Source organism: Limnohabitans sp. DM1 (assembly GCF_001269385.1).
Taxonomy (GTDB): domain Bacteria; phylum Pseudomonadota; class Gammaproteobacteria; order Burkholderiales; family Burkholderiaceae_C; genus Limnohabitans_A.
The window spans coordinates 97,782-114,994 of sequence record NZ_CXOO01000031.1 but is presented as its reverse complement, the minus strand read 5'-3'; the positions used below and the strand labels follow the sequence as shown (position 1 = coordinate 114,994).

The window sequence follows — 17,213 nt, the reverse complement described above, 5'->3', positions numbered from 1 at the left end:
TCATGCAACGTTCAAAAAATGATATCTGGGTGGGTTTGTTTGTTTTGCTGGGTGCGCTGGCGGTGCTTTTTCTGGCGCTCAAGTCGGCCAATTTGCTGACCTTGAATTTCAGCTCTGACTACCAGGTCAGCGCCAAGTTCGACAACATCGGCGGACTCAAGCCTGGCGCAGCCGTCAAAAGTGCCGGGGTGGTGGTCGGTCGCGTCAAGAAAATCGAATTCGATGGCGAGTCTTTTCAGGCCAAAGTGACGCTCGGTCTGCAGTCACAAAACACGTTTCCACAAGACAGTTCGCTGAAAATCCTGACCAGCGGTCTGCTGGGTGAGCAGTATCTGGACATCGTACCCGGTGCGGATGAAAAAAATCTGGTGGCCGGCGGCAAGATCGGAACGACCCAGTCGGCCGTGATTCTGGAAAACCTGATCAGCCAGTTCCTGTTCAGCCAGGCTGAAAAGTCAAAGTCTGAAAGCACCAAGCCATGAGATTGCGCATGACAAAAAAGGCACTTTCTCTGGCTGTCGTCATCAGCTTGTTCTTGCAAGGCTGCGCCACGGTTAAAAGTGCGGATGCACGAGATCCGTGGGAATCCATGAACAGAAGCGTATACAACTTCAATGACTCTGTGGACGCGGCTGTGCTCAAGCCTGTCGCAAAGGCCTATGTGGCGGTGTTGCCAAGCCCTGTTCGCACGGGCATACACAACTTTCTGGGTAACCTGGGAGATGTGTGGTCCATGGCCAACAGCGCCTTGCAATTGAAGGGGCAAGCTGCCGTTGAGACGTTCATGCGCATCAGCGTCAACACGGTCATCGGGCTAGGGGGGGTGTTGGATGTTGCCTCTGAGATGCGTTTGGAAAAACGCAAAGAAGATTTCGGTCAGACACTCGGGTACTGGGGCGTCAAGTCGGGCCCTTATGTGATGCTGCCGCTGCTGGGTCCTTCAACATTGCGTGATGCTTTGGGCACACCGATCGACATGAAGGGCAATGCGGTGCAGCAGTTCAACGATACAGCCACTCGCAATGTTTTGACCGCAACGCGCGTGATTGACACGCGTGCAGGTTTGATCAAGACGGTGGATGTGGTCAAAGATGCAGCGCTAGACCCCTATAGTTTTTTGCGCGACGCTTATTTGCAAAAACGAGAAAACGACATTTATGACGGCAATCCGCCGTCCAGGTTTGACTATGGTGATTCAGGAACGCCTTGAACCTGAACAGGTCGGTCGCGTTACAGTTGTTCACAATGCTTGAATCAAGTTAACTTTTTGAAACGCCTGAGCGTTCTATATTCACCTTATGAAAAATACTTTGAACACAATCTCTCGTCGTTACTTTGTGGCCACCTTTGTGGCTGCTGGCCTGAGCGCAACTGCTGGAACTGTATGGGCGGCAGATGAAGCCCCCGAAGCATTCATCAAGCGCATCACCAATGAAACCCTGGACACCATCAAAGCTGACAAGGCTTTGCGCAATGGCGATATGGGCAAAATCATGCAGTTGGTGGACAGCAAGCTGATGCCGCATGTGAATTTCCGGCGCATGACCGCGCTGGCGACAGGACCCGCTTGGCGTAGAGCCACGCCCGAGCAGCAAAAGAAGCTCCAAGACGAATTCAAGATCTTGCTGGTGCGTACATACTCCGGAGCGCTCAGCCAGGTCAGTGATCAGGTGGTTCACCTCAAGCCCTTGCGCCAAGGGCAAGAAGACAGCAATCTGGTGGTCAATACCGAGGTGCGTGGCAAGGGTGATCCCATCCAGCTCGATTACCGCCTTGAAAAAACACCCGGCGTAGGCGCTGGGTGGATGATTTTTGATTTGAATGTATTGGGTGTCTGGCTGGTTGAGAACTACCGTACGCAGTTCACCAAGGAAATCAATGCTGGCGGTATTGATGCCCTGATCGCCAGTTTGGTGGCCCGCAACAAGTCCAACGCGGGCAATTCCTGATCTGCAAAGGCTTGACGATGAGTGACTTGAAGCTGCCCGCGACCTTGATGCATCCTCAAGCCAATGAATGCCTGTCGCAGTGGGTCACCCAGTTGCGGGCGCAGTCGGCATCGACAGCGCCTGTTGTGCTGGATGCTTCAGCGTTGCATGAATTTGATTCCTCGGCCCTGGCTGTGTTGATGGGCCTTCGCCGTGAAGTTTTGGCGCTAGGCCGCACCTTGTCCGTGCAGGGTATGAGCGCGCGTTTGCGTGAGTTGGCCACCTTGTACGGTGTGGTGGATTTGCTTGAATTGAATTGATTGAGACCTTGTCGCGCCTCTTTTTGGCATGATCTTTTCCTGGGCGCGGCGCCAGTGCAGGGCAGGACTTAAAATACGGCCCTCACATGTCTGCACTTTCATTCCAATCCATCTCCAAAACCTATCCTGCCAAGCAGGCAGGTTCTTCTGCGTTCAAGGCACTCGACGATGTGACATTTGAGGTTCAGGAGGGTGAGTTTTTTGGTCTCTTGGGGCCCAATGGCGCAGGCAAAACCAGCTTGATCAGCATTCTGGCGGGCCTGACCCGTGCCACCGAGGGCCTTGCACAGGTGCATGGCTACGATGTGCAAAAAGACTATGCAACTGCCCGTCGATTGTTGGGTGTAGTGCCGCAAGAGCTGGTTTTTGATCCGTTTTTTTCGGTGCGTGAGTCGCTTCGCATCCAGTCGGGTTATTTTGGGGTCAAGAAAAACGAGGCCTGGATTGACGAATTGCTGGACAGCCTGGGCCTGGCCGACAAGGCCAATGCCAACATGCGCCAACTGTCCGGTGGCATGAAGCGACGTGTCTTGGTGGCACAAGCGCTGGTCCACAAACCCCGTGTGATCGTGCTCGACGAACCCACCGCAGGTGTGGACGTCGAATTGCGCCAGACGCTGTGGCAATTCATTGCCAAACTCAACAAGCAAGGCCACACGGTGCTGCTGACCACCCATTACCTGGAAGAAGCCGAAGCCCTGTGCGGTCGTATCGCCATGCTCAAGCGCGGGCAAGTGGTGGCTTTGGAGCGCACTTCTGATTTGCTCAAGTCAGCCACCAGCCAGGTGCTGCGCATGAAGCTGGATGGCAATTTGCCACCCGCATTGGCCGCTGTGGCGCGTGTGACGGGCCGCATTGTGCAGTTGCCGGTGCATAACGCGCTCGAAATTGAAAACCATTTGGCCACCATTCGGGCAGCGGGCTTGGTGGCCGAAGACGTGGAAATTCGCCAACCTGACCTGGAAGATGTGTTCCTTGAAGTCATGAACCGCAAGCAACCCGCACACGGAGTCTTGGCATGACCGGCTGGCAAACCCTGCTTTACAAAGAAGTTCTGCGTTTCTGGAAAGTCGCTTTCCAGACCATTGCAGCCCCCGTGCTGACCTCGGTGCTTTACATGCTGATCTTCGGCCATGTACTTGAAGACCATGTCAAGGTCTATGACCAGGTGTCCTACACCTCGTTTTTATTGCCAGGTCTCATCATGATGGGGGTGTTGCAAAACGCTTTTGCCAACAGCTCGTCGAGTCTTGTGCAAAGCAAGATCATGGGCAACATCGTGTTCCTGCTGCTCACACCGCTGTCGCACTGGAGCTGGTTCGTGGCTTACGTGGGGTCTTCCGTGGTGCGTGGTTTGGCGGTGGGGCTGGGTGTATTTGCCATCACCGGCTGGATGGTCAACATCCAATTCGTGTACCCACTTTGGATTCTGATGTTTGCTTTCATGGGGGCTGCGATGATGGGCGCCCTGGGCGTGATCGCCGGTCTGTGGGCCGAAAAGTTTGACCAGATGGCCGCTTTCCAGAACTTCATCATCATGCCCATGACGTTCTTGTCGGGCGTGTTCTATTCCATACACTCCTTGCCGCCATTTTGGCAGCACTTGAGCCACCTTAATCCGTTCTTCTACATGATTGACGGTTTCCGTTACGGCTTTTTCGGTCAGAGCGATGTCTCGCCCTGGATCAGTCTGGGGGTGGTGGGCGCGGCCATGGCATTGGTGAGCAGTGTGACCCTTTATCTTTTGCGCACCGGCTACAAAATCCGGAGCTGAACTTTCATGAACGCCGAACAACTTCACGCCATCATTGCCGCAGGACTGGACTGCACTCACCTCGAAGTCGATGGCGATGGCCGTCACTGGACTGCCGTGGTTGTTTCCGATGCTTTTGCCGGTCTGCGTTCCATTGCGCGACACCAACGTGTGTACGCCACGCTGGGCCAAAAAATGCACACAGACGAGGTGCACGCCTTGTCGATGAAAGCCTATACGCCCGCCGAATGGGCGTCTCAAGCGCGTTGAGTGCGTATGCGCCTTGACTCAAGCGCGCAGTGACGTACCGTACTCGCATCTTTTTACGCATCAACGCACGGACCAATGTTCGTTCCAACGCATCCGATCTGACATGGACAAACTGAAAATTCGCGGCGGCAACCGCCTGCAAGGCACGCTCGATGTGTCGGGTGCCAAAAACGCCGCTCTGCCCGAGTTGTGCGCAGCCTTGTTGAGCCCCGAGCCTGTGACGTTGGCCAATGTGCCGCGCCTGCAAGACGTCTCGACCATGCTCAAGCTGATCCGCAACATGGGCGTGACGGCTGAGCATCATGAAGACGGCCGCGTCACGCTGGACGCTGGCGCGTTGAACAACCCTGAAGCGCCTTATGAGTTGGTGAAAACCATGCGCGCTTCGGTGCTGGCCTTGGGCCCCTTGCTGGCCCGTTTTGGCCATGCCAAAGTGTCTTTGCCCGGTGGTTGCGCCATTGGCTCGCGGCCCGTAGATCAGCACATCAAAGGCCTGCAGGCCATGGGCGCGGTGATCACGGTGGAACACGGCTACATGCTGGCCAGCTTGCCCGAGGGTCGCACGCGCCTCAAAGGTGCGCACATCACCACCGACATGGTCACCGTCACCGGCACTGAAAACTTCATGATGGCCGCGGCCTTGGCCGAAGGGGAGACGGTGCTGGAAAACGCAGCCCAGGAGCCCGAGATTCCCGACCTGGCCGAGATGCTGATCAAAATGGGCGCGAAGATCGAAGGCCACGGCACACGCCGCATTCGCATTCAGGGTGTCAATCGCTTGCACGGTTGTGAGCACCAAGTGGTGGCCGACCGCATCGAGGCAGGCACCTTCTTGTGCGCCGTAGCCGCCACGGGCGGTGATGTGGTCCTGCGCCACGGCCGCGCCGACCACCTCGAAGTCGTGATCGAAAAGCTGCGCGATGCCGGTGCCACCATCGAAGCGGGCGAGGGCTTTATCCGCGTCAAGGCCGATGGCCGCCTGAAAGCCCAGAGCTTTCGCACCACCGAATACCCGGGCTTCCCGACCGACATGCAGGCGCAATTCATGGCGCTCAACTGCATTGCGCAGGGCGCGAGCAAGGTCACCGAAACCATTTTTGAAAACCGCTTCATGCACGTCAACGAGCTGGTGCGCCTGGGTGCGCACATCCAGATCGACGGCAAAGTGTCGGTGATCGAGGGCGTGGAAAAGCTGTCCGGTGCCACAGTGATGGCGACTGACCTGCGCGCATCGGCGAGCTTGGTGATTGCAGGGCTCGTGGCCGAAGGCGAAACCATCGTCGACCGCATTTACCACTTGGACCGTGGCTACGACCGCATGGAATTGAAACTGCGCGGCCTGGGGGCCGACATTGAAAGAGTGAAATGATCACGCTGGCCCTGTCCAAAGGACGCATCTTTGACGAAACCCTGCCGCTGCTCAAAGCCGCAGGCATCGAGGTGCTCGAAGACCCCGAAAAATCACGCAAGCTGATCTTGCCCACCAACCAGCCCAACGTGCGTGTGGTGCTGGTGCGGGCCAGCGACGTGCCCACCTATGTGGAATACGGCGGCGCCGATCTGGGCGTGACCGGCCTTGACACACTGATCGAGCACGGCGGCCAGGGCCTGTACCAGCCGCTGGACCTGAACATTGCCAAATGCCGCATGAGTGTGGCCGTGCGCGCTGACTACGACTACGCAAGCGCGGTGCGCACCGGCTCGCGCCTGAAAGTGGCGACCAAATACACCGCGATTGCGCGAGACTTCTTTGCCACCAAAGGCGTGCACGTCGACATGATCAAGCTTTACGGCAGCATGGAGCTGGCTCCACTCACGGGCTTGGCCGATGCGATTGTGGATTTGGTGTCGACCGGCAACACGCTCAAGGCCAACCACTTGGTTGAAGTCGAACGCATCATGGACATCAGCTCGCGCTTGGTCGTGAACCAGGCCGCGCTCAAACTCAAACAAGCGCCCATCCGCGCCATCATCGACGCCTTTGCGGGCGCAGTGAAGAAAGACTGAATCCCATGGACCCGATGGCACTGCACGCCAAACCATTGCAACTGAGCACGTTTGAGCCCGGTTTTGAAGCGGCCTTTGCGGCCCGCCTGCATTGGTCTGCCGACACCGACGCCGCCATCGAGCAGCGCGTGGCCGACATCCTGGCCGACGTTCAAAAGCGTGGCGACGCGGCGGTGCTGGAGTACACCCAGCGCTTTGACGGCCTGCAAGCCGCCGACGTGAAGGCCTTGGAGATCACCCAAGCCGAACTGAAAGCGGCACTCGACAGCCTGCCCGCCGCACAACGCGAAGCCCTGCAAGCCGCAGCAAGCCGGGTGCGCAAGTACCACGAAGCGCAAAAGAAAGCGTCTGGCGAGAGCTGGTCTTACCGCGACGAAGACGGCACGCTGCTCGGCCAAAAAGTCACACCGCTCGACCGCGTGGGCATTTATGTGCCCGGTGGCAAAGCCGCTTACCCCTCTTCGGTGTTGATGAACGCCATCCCCGCGCATGTGGCGGGGGTGCAGGACATCATCATGGTCGTGCCCACACCCGTGCGCGGCAGCGTGGCCACGGGCGGCTCTGGAGAGGCGGCCGCTTCCAGCCGGGGCGAGCGCAATGAACTCGTGTTGGCCGCCGCCTATGTGGCGGGTGTCACGCGTGCCTTCACCGTGGGTGGTGCGCAAGCGGTGGCGGCATTGGCTTACGGCACCGCCACCATCCCTAAAGTAGACAAAATCACCGGCCCGGGCAATGCTTACGTGGCCAGCGCCAAAAAGCGTGTGTTCGGCACCGTGGGCATCGACATGATCGCGGGCCCCTCTGAAATTTTGGTCTTGGCCGATGGCACCACCCCCGCCGAATGGGTGGCGATGGATTTGTTCAGCCAGGCCGAGCACGACGAACTGGCGCAAAGCATTTTGCTGTGCCCCGATGCGGCATACATCGCCGAGGTGCAAGCCGCCATTGAGCGCCTGCTGCCCTCCATGCCGCGCCGCGAGATCATCGCCAAGTCCCTCAATGACCGGGGTGCATTGATCTTGACCCGCAGCATGGAAGAAGCCTGCGCCATCAGCAACCGCATCGCGCCCGAGCACCTGGAGGTGTCGAGCAGTGACCCGCACCGCTGGGAGCCGCTGCTGCGCCACGCAGGGGCCATCTTTTTGGGCGCGTTCACCAGCGAGTCGCTGGGCGACTACTGCGCAGGCCCCAACCATGTGCTGCCCACGAGCGGCACGGCGCGTTTCTCGTCACCGCTGGGCGTGTACGACTTCCAAAAACGCAGCAGCCTGATCGAAGTGAGCGAAGCCGGTGCCCAGCCGCTGGGCCGCATCGCCGCCGAGCTGGCCTATGGCGAAGGCCTGCAAGCCCACGCCCGTGCCGCTGAACTCCGTTTGAACCCTGTTCCCCCCATGCGAGAGCCGACATGACCGTGAGCCCCCAACTGATGCAACGCATCCGCCAGGACGTGAAGTCCATGCACGCCTACGCCATCCAGGACTCGGTCGGCATGGTCAAGCTCGACGCGATGGAAAACCCGCACAGACTGCCCGCTGAGCTGCAAAAAGCGCTGGGCGAGCGACTGGGTGCCTTGGCGCTCAACCGCTACCCCGACGGCCGCGTGAACGAACTGCGCCATGCTTTGGCCCAGCACGCCGGCATGCCAGAAGGCTTCGACATCATGCTGGGCAACGGCTCGGACGAATTGATCTCTTTGCTGGCCATGGCCTGCGACGTTCCCGGTGCCAGCATCCTCTCGCCCTTGCCGGGCTTTGTGATGTATGCCATGAGCGCTCAGCTGCAAGGCCTGGCCTTCCACGGTGTGCCGCTCACCGCCGACTTTGAACTTGACGAAGCCGCCATGCTGGCCGCGATTGCCGAGCACAAGCCGTCCATCGTCTACCTGGCTTACCCCAACAACCCCACGGGCAACCTGTGGAACGACGAGACGATCGAAAAGATCGTCCTCGCCCAAGGCGCACAAGGCGGCCTAGTCGTCATGGACGAGGCCTACCAGCCCTTTGCCAGCCGCAGCTATGCAGACCGCATCACCCGCCACACCCATGTGCTCTTGATGCGCACGCTGTCCAAGTTTGGCTTGGCCGGGGTGCGCCTGGGCTACATGATTGGCCCCAAGGCTTTGGTGGCCGAGATCGACAAAGTGCGCCCGCCCTACAACATCAGCGTGCTCAACACCGAATGCGCTTTGTTTGCCTTGGAGCACACCGAGGTGTTTGCAGCCCAAGCCAAAGACCTGCGCGAGCAGCGTACCCGTTTGCTGAAAGAACTGGCCACCTTGCCCGGCGTGCAACCTTTCCCGAGCGAAGCCAACATGATCCTGGCCCGTGTGCCCGATGCGGCCAAAACCTTTGACGGTCTGAAGGCACACGGTGTGCTGATCAAGAACATTTCTAAAATGCATCCATTGCTCGCCAATTGCCTGCGCCTGACGGTGGGCACCGCTGCAGAAAACGACCAACTCCTTGCTGCTCTGAAAGTCTCCTTATGAACCGTACAGCAAACGTGACCCGCAAGACGGCCGAGACGAACATCCGCGTCGCCATCAACCTGGACGGCACAGGCCAGGCCAAGCTGGCTTCGGGCATCGGTTTTCTGGACCACATGCTCGACCAGATCGCCCGCCACGGTTTGATTGATCTGGACATCGCTTGCGAAGGCGACCTGCACATCGACGGCCACCACACGGTCGAAGACATCGGCATCACCCTGGGCCAGGCTTTTGCGCAGGCCATTGGCGACAAAAAAGGCATTCGCCGTTATGGCCACGCTTACGTGCCGCTGGACGAAGCCTTGAGCCGCGTGGTGGTGGACTTTTCGGGTCGCCCCGGGTTGCACATGGACGTGAAGTTCACTTCGGGTTCTTTGGGCGCACTCGACACACAACTGGTTTATGAGTTTTTTCAGGGCTTTGTGAACCACGCGCTGTGCACGCTGCACATCGACAACCTCAAGGGCGTTAACGCGCACCACCAGTGCGAGACGATTTTCAAGGCCTTTGCACGGGCCATTCGCGCAGCCCTTGAACTCGATCCGCGCTCGGCGGGCGTGATCCCTTCCACCAAAGGCAGTCTCTGAACATGAGCGTCAACCGCGTCGCCGTTGTGGACTACGGCATGGGCAACCTGCGCAGCGTGGCGCAGGCGGTGATGCATGCCGCCTCCAGCGTGGACCATGCCGAAGTCACCGTCACATCCGACCCGCAAGTCGTGCGCAACGCGCACCGCGTGGTCTTGCCAGGGCAGGGCGCCATGCCCGACTGCATGCGCGAGCTGCGCGAGTCGGGCTTGATGGAAGCCGTGCTTGAAGCCGCTGCCACCAAACCCCTGTTTGGCGTGTGTGTTGGCATGCAGATGCTGCTCGACCACAGCGACGAAGGCAACACGCCGGGCCTGGGTTTGATTCCCGGCCGCGTGGTCAAGTTCGATTTGGCCGGGCGCATTCAGCCGGACGGCACCCGCTACAAAGTGCCGCAAATGGGCTGGAACCAGGTTTGGCAAGACCAACCAGCGCATGCCTTGTGGCAAGGCGTTGAGGACGGCAGCTGGTATTATTTTGTGCACAGCTTCTATGCCCAGGTGGCCAACCCGGCGCACAGCGCGGCCCAGACCGATTACGGCGGCCGCTTTGCTTGCGCCATTGCCCGTGACAACATTTTTGCCACCCAGTTTCACCCCGAAAAAAGCGCGGCCCAAGGTTTGGCCTTGTTCCGCAATTTCCTCCACTGGCAGCCTTGAGAAGTTTTCACTGCCGTTTTTCAGCCCCTCAGTCTTTTTTTAATTCGCCATGATTCTGATCCCCGCCATTGACCTCAAAGACGGCCACTGCGTTCGCCTCAAGCAAGGCGATATGGACCAAGCCACGACTTTTGGCGAAGACCCCGCCGCCATGGCCCGCACCTGGCTCGAAAAAGGCGCACGCCGCTTGCACCTGGTGGATCTGAACGGCGCCTTCGCGGGCAAGCCGCAAAACTTCAGCGCCATCAAGTCCATCCTCAAGGCCGTGGGCGACGACATCCCGGTGCAGCTCGGCGGTGGCATCCGCGATCTGGACACGATTGAAAAATACATCGACAGCGGCCTGCGCTACGTCATCATCGGCACCGCCGCCGTCAAGAACCCCGGCTTCTTGAAAGACGCCTGCACCGCCTTTGGCGGCCACATCATCGTGGGCCTGGACGCCAAAGACGGCAAAGTCGCCACCGACGGTTGGAGCAAGCTCACCGGCCACGAAGTGGTGGACTTGGCCAAGAAGTTCGAAGACTGGGGCGTTGAGTCCATCATTTACACCGACATCGGCCGTGACGGCATGCTCAGCGGCATCAACATCGATGCCACCGTCAAGCTTGCCCAAGCTCTGACCATCCCCGTGATCGCATCGGGCGGCCTTTCCAACATGGCCGACATCGAGCAGCTGTGCGCTGTCGAAGACGAAGGCGTGGAAGGCGTGATCTGCGGCCGCGCCGTGTATTCGGGTGACCTCGACTTCGCGCTGGCGCAGCAACGCGCCGACGAACTCAACGGCTAACCCATCCCCTCGCGAAAGCACATGAGCGCTCAGGCCACTTGTCGCGACACCGCGTTCGCGGGCCTGCCCGCTTGCGAATTGGCGCTGCCGCAAGGCGACCGCCTGCTGGTCGCGCTGCACGGTGCGCATGTGCTGTCTTGGGTGTCGGGCGGGCAAGAGCGCCTGTACCTCAGCCCCCAAAGCATGTTGGACGGCCAAGCCGCCATTCGTGGCGGTGTGCCCGTGTGCTTTCCGCAGTTCAACCAACGCGGCCCCATGGCCGAGCGCCTGCCCAAACACGGCTTTGCCCGCAACGTGGCTTGGCAGGCCGATGCGCCCGAACTGGGAGCCGAGCATGCCCGCCTCACGCTGCGTCTGAACGACAACTTTCAGACCCGCACCTGGTGGCCCCAAGCCTTTGCCTTGGCGCTGCACATCGACCTAAGCCCGGGTGCCGTGCAACTGACGCTGGACGTGCACAACACAGACACCCAAGCGCTGGCGTTCTCTGGTGCACTGCACACCTATTTGGCCGTGCCCGATGTGACGCAGGCCACGCTGCATGGCCTGGGTGGTCAGCCCGAGTGGGATTCACTCACCGACACCCATGCACAAGCGGCCGACACGATCCGCTTTGCCGCCGAGTTTGACCGCGTGTATGAAGCCGGGCCACTGCCCCTGACGCTGAACCAGACCCTGCACATCAGCCAAAGCCCGAGCTGGGCCAACACCGTGGTCTGGAACCCCGCGCAAGACCTGTGCAAACGCCTGACCGACATGCCCGACGACGGCTGGCAGCAGATGCTGTGTGTCGAAGCCGCGCAGGTCTACACGCCCATCACCTTGCCTGTAGGCGGGCGATGGGCGGGCTGGCAGCGCTTGAGCTTGTATGCATGACTCAAGCCCATTCTGATCTTGAGGTTTTCATCATTGCTGGTCCGAACGGGGCGGGAAAGACAACCTTTGCGCGTGAGTTTTTGCCGCAAGAGGCCCACTGCAAAGTGTTTGTGAATGCCGATTTGATTGCAGCGGGATTGGCTCCATTTGAACCTGAAACCGCTGCATTTCAGGCGGGTCGTCTGATGATTGAACAGCTGGATCAAAGTTTTCAAAAGCGACAATCTTTTGCCCTGGAAACAACTTTGTCTGGTCGTGCGTACCTGAATTCAATTGCGCGTTGGCAAGCTGCAGGCTACCGAGTGACCTTGATTTTCCTCAAGCTTTCCAATGTTCAAGAGGCGGTGGCTCGGGTTCGTCAAAGGGTTTTGCAAGGTGGGCACAACATTCCTGAAGACGTCATTGCACGCCGCTTTGCATCAGGCTATTGCAATTTTGAGAAGATCTACAAGCCCATCGTCGATGCTTGGGCTGTGTACGACAATGGTGGGCCAGAGCCTGTTTTATTGGATTGGGGTGAAAAATGAGTCAGATGATGTCAATTGAACAAGCACGCAGCAGCAGCCTGAGAGGATCGGTGGCTGCCATGGCCAGGGCGGCCAATCAAGCCCGGCGAACGGCTGCGCAAACCCAAACCGCTGTGGTGGTCGAGCGCAATGGTGTTTTGGAGCATCTGTACATCTCGGCCACACAAACTGACATCAAGCCCATCACCGTCTCCATCGAACCGCAAGAGGGTCACTGAAACATGCTCGCCAAACGCATCATCCCTTGCCTCGACGTGACCGGCGGTCGCGTGGTCAAGGGCGTCAACTTTGTTGAACTGCGCGACGCCGGAGACCCGGTCGAAATCGCGGCCCGTTACAACGAGCAAGGCGCTGACGAACTCACGTTTTTGGACATCACCGCCACCAGCGACGGGCGCGACGTGATCCTGCACATCATCGAAGCCGTGGCTAGCCAGGTCTTCATTCCGCTCACCGTGGGCGGCGGTGTGCGCACGGTGGAAGACGTGCGCCGATTGCTGAATGCCGGCGCCGACAAAACCAGCTTCAACTCAGCGGCAATCGCCAACCCGCAGGTCATCCGCGAAGCGTCTGCCAAATACGGCGCGCAATGCATCGTGGTCGCCATCGACGCCAAACGCCGCAGCGCCGAAGACGAGCAGCGCATCGGCACCCACGGTCTGCCCATGGGCCCCGGCTGGGACGTGTACAGCCACGGCGGCCGCAAAAACGTGGGCCTGGACGCCGTGGCCTGGGCCACCCAAATGGCCGAGTACGGCGCGGGCGAAATCCTGCTCACCAGCATGGACCGCGACGGCACCAAAAGCGGCTTTGACCTGCAACTGACCCGCGCCGTGAGCGACGCCGTGAGCGTGCCCGTGATCGCATCCGGCGGCGTGGGCAACCTCGACCACTTGGCCGACGGCGTCAGCATCGGCGGGGCGGACGCGGTGCTGGCGGCCAGCATCTTTCACTATGGTGAATACACCGTGCAGCAGGCCAAAGAGCGGATGCGGGAGCGTGGGATTCCTGTGCGCTTATGAGGTCTGTTCAGATTTGAAGCAATAAATCCAAAGTGCTGGCGGTAGGCACCCGCCAGCAGCGCGGTCACCCCCTCCATTTGCGCCAATAGGCCAGCTACCTCGTCTTTGGTTAGCATGGCCAAAAACGCTTCCAATACGGCCACACACTTCTCGCGAGGGTGTTGCATGCCACCATCCTAAATAGCTCTCCTTTCGATTAAAAAAAGAATTCAATAGAATTAATTTATCTATATTTTGAGGCTATAGTTTGGACTTGGAAGCCGCTCGCGCACCTGATCGAGCAAGCGGGTGGACTGCAAGGAAGGGGCGCAGGGTTTCATGGCAATTTTGTACCTGCATCAAAAGACAGTCTGTGAATCTGTAAGCCTAGGCGCAAGCGGCTTGCAGCCAATTTATCTGAAAGATGTATCGACACGGCCCGGATGTGTCAACCAGGTTTTGCGGTTTACATGACATATGCCGCATCCACTCTCGTAGGAGATTGCAATGTCTAGTTTCAAGGTAATTTCCGACAAGAACGTCGCCCCAACAGAGGTTGCCAATTTGATGGCCTCTGTGGGATGGGGCAAAGAGACGAATTACAACGCCGCAGAGATCGAAAGATCATTGTCGGCCTATCCGATCATTGCCTATTGCCGAGACTCTGATGGCGTACTCGTTGGTTACCTCAGTGCCTTCACGGATGGCGCATTCTCAACCTTTGTCGGTGAGCTTGTCGTTCGTCCGAGTCATCAACATCGGGGCATTGGTTCATCATTACTGGCGCATGTGGTCGAGAAGTGCCGTGGTGTTCCCATTTACGCCACACCATTTCAGGAGACCGAGGCGTTCTTTCTCGAAAGAGGCTTCCGTATGCCAAAACGTCTGATGTCAGTGGTATCAATGCGCAATGCGGCATGACCTCGCTATTTCATTCTGGGCCTTTAGCCACATACCGCAACGGCCCAATTACCTCCAACGTTAGGCAGACATGACGACTTCTTCTTCCGAGGCGCTGCGCGATTCAATCGCGGCGATGTCTACGATCCGCTCGTTAACGCAGCGAAGCGGCGAAAGCGCGCTGGAGGAGGTCGCCGCTGTCCTTCAGCGCCTTGCGCGATCGCCGCACTGGAGGGCAACATTTTGGCGCGCGGCGGCTCCGAGCGAGGAACTACTCTACGAGTTGGCCGTTCTCGCGGGCGCCCCGTCGCTGTATCTGGTGTCGGATGGTCAGGGCGTCACAAGTCCGCCCCACGAACACGGAACATGGACGGTTATCGCCGGGGTCCGCGGGAATGAGGCCAATGATCTGTATCGGAGGGTTCCGGGCAGACGTGTCGCGCCAATCAACCGCGTAGTCGTCGGCCCCGGTGAGTCAATGGTTCTTGCGGCAGACGCCATTCATTCAACAGAGGTTGTCGGAGATGGACCGACGTTTCATCTTCACCTCTACGGCAGGCCTTTAAGCGAATTGGATGGTTTCGCCTCTCGGGTTTTTGCAAAGCATGATTAGGAAAGAAAGAGTGCCTAACTCAAAGTTGGAGCGGACGGCTTGCATGGGCCGGCGCTCTGTAGCCCGCGAATGGTCCGCTCCGCGCCGGCCCATGCAAGCCGCTGTTCAACCTCAGCGCTGACCGCACAAACCATGTCCTCACAGCTCCTTAAATCCAATGCAAATTGAACACCGAATCGCAGTGGCCGCCTCGCCGGAGGTGATTTTTGAAATCTATGCGGATGTAGAGAACTGGCCGACTTGGGATCCAGACACAAAGCGAGCCAATATTGATGGTCCGTTCCAAGTTGGAAGCCGTGGCCGTCTCACTCCTACGAAGGGCAACACGGTTCCTATGGTCCTCACGCAAGTCGTGCCCGCCAGGTGCTTCACCGTTGAGTCGAGGATTCCTCTGTTTCGTATGGTTTTCGAGCATGAGCTTGTCCCGGTGCCGGGTGCCACGGAGGTAGTTCACCGAGTTACTTTTTCTGGGCTGCTATCCATTGTGCTGGGCCCGATGCTTGCGAAACAAATCAATTCAGGTCTGCCCGTCACGCTCCGAAACCTGAGGGCACTTGCAGAGGCTCGAAGTGCGGCCCAGCTCATCATTCCGCTGGACGCCGCGTGATGACGCCGCGCAGCGCCGGTGAATTGAGCCGTTAGGCCCCACAAACACACCCAGGGTCTTGCCGAGGCCGGCAACTTACCTCGAACACAAGTGCGCAATGAGCAACACCGCTGTCTATTCCTCCGTTGACCATGTGATGATCCGATTGTTGGACATCGATCCCTTGCTCTCGCTCTTTGCCGATGTGTTTGGCCTTCCCGTTTCATGGCCAAAGCAAAGCAGCAGCTTTGCGACGTTCGCATGGGTGCATGTGGGAAACACTGAACTTGAGTTGTGGGCATTTGCGAGCAATTCAGATCTTCCCAAAGAAAGTCAGCCGCCGCTCATTCATGGATTCGCTCTGGAACCTGTTGACTTGGAGGCCAGCGTTGCGCACCTTACCCAAGCGGGACTTCAATGCAAATCCCCCCGGCCTTACCAGACCAAGACCGCAGACGGTTCTCTCACTACAAACTTCACAAACTCGGTATTGCTTGATCTCTCTTCCGATTCCTGTTGCATCTTTTTTTGCGCATGGAATCCTGAAGGAACAATCTATCCGTGGAAGGAGCGGCTGACTACAGCCGAACGGAGATCCAGGGATCAACTTGAGATGGCAAAGTGTGGAGGCGGAACGATTGGGCTTGTCGGGCTGTCGGCAATCGAGATGTCAACTCCGAATTTGTCTGACGCAGAGAAAAAATGGAGGCTTCTCACGGAGTCATCGGGAACAGGGATCGAGCTGACCGCGGACATGGTCCTAAGATTGACTCAGGGCAGCCGCCAGGTTATTCAATCACTGACTTTCGGAGTCAGATCGTTGGAATCCGCCAGAGATTTTCTATCGGCGAATGGTTTGCTTGGCGCGTCGTCAGAACATGAAATTTCACTTGAGTCAACGGCGATCAGCGGGCTGCGAATGAAGTTCAGGCAAGCAAGGGAGGCCGCGCAATGACGCCCATCCCTTCGGTCATGCGGACTGGACACATGTACACATCCACCTTTACGTTTGCAAAAAGGCAATACGACGCAGAGTTCTATGCCCTTGACGATGTCATTGCACAGATAGCGAAGTCCATCCCAGGTTACTTGGGTGAAGAGTCTTGGGAAAACCAACAAACCGGTCTCATCTCAAATGTGTACTACTGGGAGTCCATGGCTGCATTGCAATCATTGATGAAGCACCCTGAGCACATGAAGGCAAAGCAGCAGCAATCGCGTTGGCTCAATGGCTTTCAAGTGGTCATCGCTCAAGTCACCGGCACGTATGGCGACAATGGAATCCAACATCCATTGGCTGGTCGTGTTGTCACCACACAAAGTGAAGCGCATCAGGAGCGGCAAGCATGAAATCAACTGCCGTATTCAAGTGTTCGGAACACGGTGTGTGGCCTGGGTGGCTGGTCAAGTTCACGCCAAAAAGGACCATGCACTTTTTGGTTCCACCCACTCGCTTTGTGTCTTGCGAAGCAGCCTACAGCGAGCGTCAGGCCCCATGAACCTGAACCAAGTCACCCTGCCGGCTGTCAATGTTGCGGAGTCGGTTGACTTCTACAAGCGCATGGGGTTTGAACTCATTGTTAACGCCCCGCACTACGCCCGCTTCAAGTGCCCAAATGGCAGCGCCTCGTTTTCGGTGCATCAGGTCGGGGGCGTATCCGAATCGTCGGATGTGGTGGTCTACTTCGAGGATGAATCACTCGATCAAACGGTCAAGCACCTCCAGGCGAATGGAATCGAATTCTTTCAGGAGCCCCGTGATGAACCGTGGTTGTGGCGTGAGGCAAGAGCCAAAGACCCAGCGGGCAACGTCATCTGCCTGTACTGGGCCGGCAGCAATCGCCTAAATCCTCCGTGGCGAGTTGAGGCCTAGCCCCTTGTTAACCGGACGTGCTTCAGCGTGGCTGC

At 58.2% G+C, this 17,213-nt stretch carries 24 protein-coding genes; all 24 read left to right on the top strand.

The window, feature by feature from the left end:
* Positions 1 to 2: 2 nt before the first annotated feature.
* On the top strand, positions 3 to 482 hold the full coding sequence (gene mlaD, locus AMM33_RS12795) for an outer membrane lipid asymmetry maintenance protein MlaD (protein WP_090141690.1): 480 nt from the start codon (positions 3 to 5) through the stop codon (positions 480 to 482).
* Between the two features lie 8 nt (positions 483 to 490).
* The gene (locus AMM33_RS12790) at positions 491 to 1,210 is read left to right on the top strand and encodes an MlaA family lipoprotein (protein ID WP_228768113.1); all 720 of its coding nucleotides are present in this window, start codon (positions 491 to 493) and stop codon (positions 1,208 to 1,210) included.
* A gap of 88 nt (positions 1,211 to 1,298) precedes the next feature.
* A complete protein-coding gene (locus AMM33_RS12785; RefSeq protein ID WP_090141689.1) occupies positions 1,299 to 1,949 on the top strand; it encodes an MlaC/ttg2D family ABC transporter substrate-binding protein in 651 nt (216 codons plus the stop codon).
* A gap of 17 nt (positions 1,950 to 1,966) precedes the next feature.
* On the top strand, positions 1,967 to 2,248 hold the full coding sequence (locus AMM33_RS12780; RefSeq protein ID WP_090141688.1) for an STAS domain-containing protein: 282 nt from the start codon (positions 1,967 to 1,969) through the stop codon (positions 2,246 to 2,248).
* An 86-nt stretch (positions 2,249 to 2,334) separates the two neighbouring features.
* On the top strand, positions 2,335 to 3,270 hold the full coding sequence (locus AMM33_RS12775; RefSeq protein ID WP_090141687.1) for an ABC transporter ATP-binding protein: 936 nt from the start codon (positions 2,335 to 2,337) through the stop codon (positions 3,268 to 3,270).
* On the top strand, positions 3,267 to 4,022 hold the full coding sequence (locus AMM33_RS12770) for an ABC transporter permease (RefSeq protein WP_090141686.1): 756 nt from the start codon (positions 3,267 to 3,269) through the stop codon (positions 4,020 to 4,022). The genes AMM33_RS12775 and AMM33_RS12770 overlap by 4 nt, the downstream gene beginning before the upstream one ends.
* 6 nt (positions 4,023 to 4,028) lie before the next feature.
* A complete protein-coding gene (locus tag AMM33_RS12765; protein WP_090141685.1) occupies positions 4,029 to 4,271 on the top strand; it encodes a BolA family protein in 243 nt (80 codons plus the stop codon).
* Positions 4,272 to 4,374: 103 nt separating this feature from the next.
* Positions 4,375 to 5,640, top strand: coding sequence for a UDP-N-acetylglucosamine 1-carboxyvinyltransferase (murA, locus tag AMM33_RS12760; RefSeq protein ID WP_090141684.1), 1,266 nt, complete (start codon positions 4,375 to 4,377; stop codon positions 5,638 to 5,640).
* A complete protein-coding gene (hisG, locus tag AMM33_RS12755; protein WP_090141683.1) occupies positions 5,637 to 6,278 on the top strand; it encodes an ATP phosphoribosyltransferase in 642 nt (213 codons plus the stop codon). The genes murA and hisG overlap by 4 nt, the downstream gene beginning before the upstream one ends.
* Before the next feature lie 14 nt (positions 6,279 to 6,292).
* The gene (gene hisD, locus AMM33_RS12750; protein ID WP_090141721.1) at positions 6,293 to 7,687 is read left to right on the top strand and encodes a histidinol dehydrogenase; all 1,395 of its coding nucleotides are present in this window, start codon (positions 6,293 to 6,295) and stop codon (positions 7,685 to 7,687) included.
* On the top strand, positions 7,684 to 8,766 hold the full coding sequence (gene hisC / locus AMM33_RS12745) for a histidinol-phosphate transaminase (RefSeq protein WP_090141682.1): 1,083 nt from the start codon (positions 7,684 to 7,686) through the stop codon (positions 8,764 to 8,766). Before hisD ends, hisC begins: the two co-directional genes overlap by 4 nt.
* Positions 8,763 to 9,353, top strand: coding sequence for an imidazoleglycerol-phosphate dehydratase HisB (gene hisB, locus AMM33_RS12740; RefSeq protein ID WP_090141681.1), 591 nt, complete (start codon positions 8,763 to 8,765; stop codon positions 9,351 to 9,353). The genes hisC and hisB overlap by 4 nt, the downstream gene beginning before the upstream one ends.
* A 2-nt stretch (positions 9,354 to 9,355) precedes the next feature.
* Positions 9,356 to 10,012 (top strand): imidazole glycerol phosphate synthase subunit HisH, encoded by a 657-nt coding sequence (gene hisH, locus AMM33_RS12735; RefSeq protein ID WP_090141680.1) that lies wholly within the window; start codon positions 9,356 to 9,358, stop codon positions 10,010 to 10,012.
* A 49-nt stretch (positions 10,013 to 10,061) separates the two neighbouring features.
* The gene (gene hisA / locus AMM33_RS12730; protein WP_053172214.1) at positions 10,062 to 10,802 is read left to right on the top strand and encodes a 1-(5-phosphoribosyl)-5-[(5-phosphoribosylamino)methylideneamino]imidazole-4-carboxamide isomerase; all 741 of its coding nucleotides are present in this window, start codon (positions 10,062 to 10,064) and stop codon (positions 10,800 to 10,802) included.
* A gap of 21 nt (positions 10,803 to 10,823) precedes the next feature.
* Complete coding sequence (locus AMM33_RS12725) at positions 10,824 to 11,678, top strand: D-hexose-6-phosphate mutarotase (RefSeq protein WP_090141679.1); 855 nt, start codon at positions 10,824 to 10,826, stop codon at positions 11,676 to 11,678.
* Positions 11,675 to 12,205 carry a zeta toxin family protein gene (locus AMM33_RS12720; protein WP_090141678.1) on the top strand — a complete coding sequence of 177 codons (531 nt, stop codon included), beginning with the start codon at positions 11,675 to 11,677 and terminating at the stop codon, positions 12,203 to 12,205. The genes AMM33_RS12725 and AMM33_RS12720 overlap by 4 nt, the downstream gene beginning before the upstream one ends.
* Before the next feature lie 8 nt (positions 12,206 to 12,213).
* Positions 12,214 to 12,423 (top strand): hypothetical protein, encoded by a 210-nt coding sequence (locus AMM33_RS12715; RefSeq protein ID WP_194945435.1) that lies wholly within the window; start codon positions 12,214 to 12,216, stop codon positions 12,421 to 12,423.
* A gap of 3 nt (positions 12,424 to 12,426) precedes the next feature.
* Positions 12,427 to 13,227, top strand: a complete 801-nt coding sequence (hisF, locus tag AMM33_RS12710; protein WP_090141676.1) for an imidazole glycerol phosphate synthase subunit HisF — start codon at positions 12,427 to 12,429, stop codon at positions 13,225 to 13,227.
* A 486-nt stretch (positions 13,228 to 13,713) separates the two neighbouring features.
* The gene (locus AMM33_RS12705) at positions 13,714 to 14,127 is read left to right on the top strand and encodes a GNAT family N-acetyltransferase (RefSeq protein WP_090141675.1); all 414 of its coding nucleotides are present in this window, start codon (positions 13,714 to 13,716) and stop codon (positions 14,125 to 14,127) included.
* 70 nt (positions 14,128 to 14,197) lie between these two features.
* Complete coding sequence (locus AMM33_RS12700) at positions 14,198 to 14,719, top strand: cysteine dioxygenase family protein (protein WP_194945434.1); 522 nt, start codon at positions 14,198 to 14,200, stop codon at positions 14,717 to 14,719.
* 157 nt (positions 14,720 to 14,876) lie between these two features.
* Positions 14,877 to 15,326: an SRPBCC family protein gene (locus tag AMM33_RS12695; protein ID WP_090141673.1), complete on the top strand. Its 450-nt coding sequence runs from the start codon at positions 14,877 to 14,879 to the stop codon at positions 15,324 to 15,326.
* 97 nt (positions 15,327 to 15,423) lie between these two features.
* On the top strand, positions 15,424 to 16,260 hold the full coding sequence (locus tag AMM33_RS12690) for a VOC family protein (RefSeq protein ID WP_090141720.1): 837 nt from the start codon (positions 15,424 to 15,426) through the stop codon (positions 16,258 to 16,260).
* A 32-nt stretch (positions 16,261 to 16,292) separates the two neighbouring features.
* The gene (locus AMM33_RS12685; RefSeq protein ID WP_090141719.1) at positions 16,293 to 16,655 is read left to right on the top strand and encodes an antibiotic biosynthesis monooxygenase family protein; all 363 of its coding nucleotides are present in this window, start codon (positions 16,293 to 16,295) and stop codon (positions 16,653 to 16,655) included.
* A 145-nt stretch (positions 16,656 to 16,800) separates the two neighbouring features.
* Positions 16,801 to 17,178 (top strand): VOC family protein, encoded by a 378-nt coding sequence (locus tag AMM33_RS12680; RefSeq protein WP_090141672.1) that lies wholly within the window; start codon positions 16,801 to 16,803, stop codon positions 17,176 to 17,178.
* Positions 17,179 to 17,213 lie beyond the last annotated feature (35 nt).

What these genes read in the sequence shown, in the direction of transcription:
- AMM33_RS12715 (WP_194945435.1), top strand. Translation starts at nt 12,214, where the DNA reads ATGTCAATTGAACAAGCACGCAGCAGCAGCCTGAGAGGATCGGTGGCT.
- hisF (WP_090141676.1), top strand. Translation starts at nt 12,427, where the DNA reads ATGCTCGCCAAACGCATCATCCCTTGCCTCGACGTGACCGGCGGTCGC.
- AMM33_RS12700 (WP_194945434.1), top strand. Translation starts at nt 14,198, where the DNA reads ATGACGACTTCTTCTTCCGAGGCGCTGCGCGATTCAATCGCGGCGATG.
- AMM33_RS12770 (WP_090141686.1), top strand. Translation starts at nt 3,267, where the DNA reads ATGACCGGCTGGCAAACCCTGCTTTACAAAGAAGTTCTGCGTTTCTGG.
- hisG (WP_090141683.1), top strand. Translation starts at nt 5,637, where the DNA reads ATGATCACGCTGGCCCTGTCCAAAGGACGCATCTTTGACGAAACCCTG.
- AMM33_RS12765 (WP_090141685.1), top strand. Translation starts at nt 4,029, where the DNA reads ATGAACGCCGAACAACTTCACGCCATCATTGCCGCAGGACTGGACTGC.
- AMM33_RS12680 (WP_090141672.1), top strand. Translation starts at nt 16,801, where the DNA reads ATGAACCTGAACCAAGTCACCCTGCCGGCTGTCAATGTTGCGGAGTCG.
- AMM33_RS12785 (WP_090141689.1), top strand. Translation starts at nt 1,299, where the DNA reads ATGAAAAATACTTTGAACACAATCTCTCGTCGTTACTTTGTGGCCACC.
- AMM33_RS12720 (WP_090141678.1), top strand. Translation starts at nt 11,675, where the DNA reads ATGACTCAAGCCCATTCTGATCTTGAGGTTTTCATCATTGCTGGTCCG.
- hisD (WP_090141721.1), top strand. Translation starts at nt 6,293, where the DNA reads ATGGCACTGCACGCCAAACCATTGCAACTGAGCACGTTTGAGCCCGGT.
- mlaD (WP_090141690.1), top strand. Translation starts at nt 3, where the DNA reads ATGCAACGTTCAAAAAATGATATCTGGGTGGGTTTGTTTGTTTTGCTG.
- murA (WP_090141684.1), top strand. Translation starts at nt 4,375, where the DNA reads ATGGACAAACTGAAAATTCGCGGCGGCAACCGCCTGCAAGGCACGCTC.
- hisC (WP_090141682.1), top strand. Translation starts at nt 7,684, where the DNA reads ATGACCGTGAGCCCCCAACTGATGCAACGCATCCGCCAGGACGTGAAG.
- hisH (WP_090141680.1), top strand. Translation starts at nt 9,356, where the DNA reads ATGAGCGTCAACCGCGTCGCCGTTGTGGACTACGGCATGGGCAACCTG.
- AMM33_RS12690 (WP_090141720.1), top strand. Translation starts at nt 15,424, where the DNA reads ATGAGCAACACCGCTGTCTATTCCTCCGTTGACCATGTGATGATCCGA.
- hisB (WP_090141681.1), top strand. Translation starts at nt 8,763, where the DNA reads ATGAACCGTACAGCAAACGTGACCCGCAAGACGGCCGAGACGAACATC.
- AMM33_RS12790 (WP_228768113.1), top strand. Translation starts at nt 491, where the DNA reads ATGACAAAAAAGGCACTTTCTCTGGCTGTCGTCATCAGCTTGTTCTTG.
- hisA (WP_053172214.1), top strand. Translation starts at nt 10,062, where the DNA reads ATGATTCTGATCCCCGCCATTGACCTCAAAGACGGCCACTGCGTTCGC.
- AMM33_RS12775 (WP_090141687.1), top strand. Translation starts at nt 2,335, where the DNA reads ATGTCTGCACTTTCATTCCAATCCATCTCCAAAACCTATCCTGCCAAG.
- AMM33_RS12705 (WP_090141675.1), top strand. Translation starts at nt 13,714, where the DNA reads ATGTCTAGTTTCAAGGTAATTTCCGACAAGAACGTCGCCCCAACAGAG.
- AMM33_RS12780 (WP_090141688.1), top strand. Translation starts at nt 1,967, where the DNA reads ATGAGTGACTTGAAGCTGCCCGCGACCTTGATGCATCCTCAAGCCAAT.
- AMM33_RS12685 (WP_090141719.1), top strand. Translation starts at nt 16,293, where the DNA reads ATGTACACATCCACCTTTACGTTTGCAAAAAGGCAATACGACGCAGAG.
- AMM33_RS12695 (WP_090141673.1), top strand. Translation starts at nt 14,877, where the DNA reads ATGCAAATTGAACACCGAATCGCAGTGGCCGCCTCGCCGGAGGTGATT.
- AMM33_RS12725 (WP_090141679.1), top strand. Translation starts at nt 10,824, where the DNA reads ATGAGCGCTCAGGCCACTTGTCGCGACACCGCGTTCGCGGGCCTGCCC.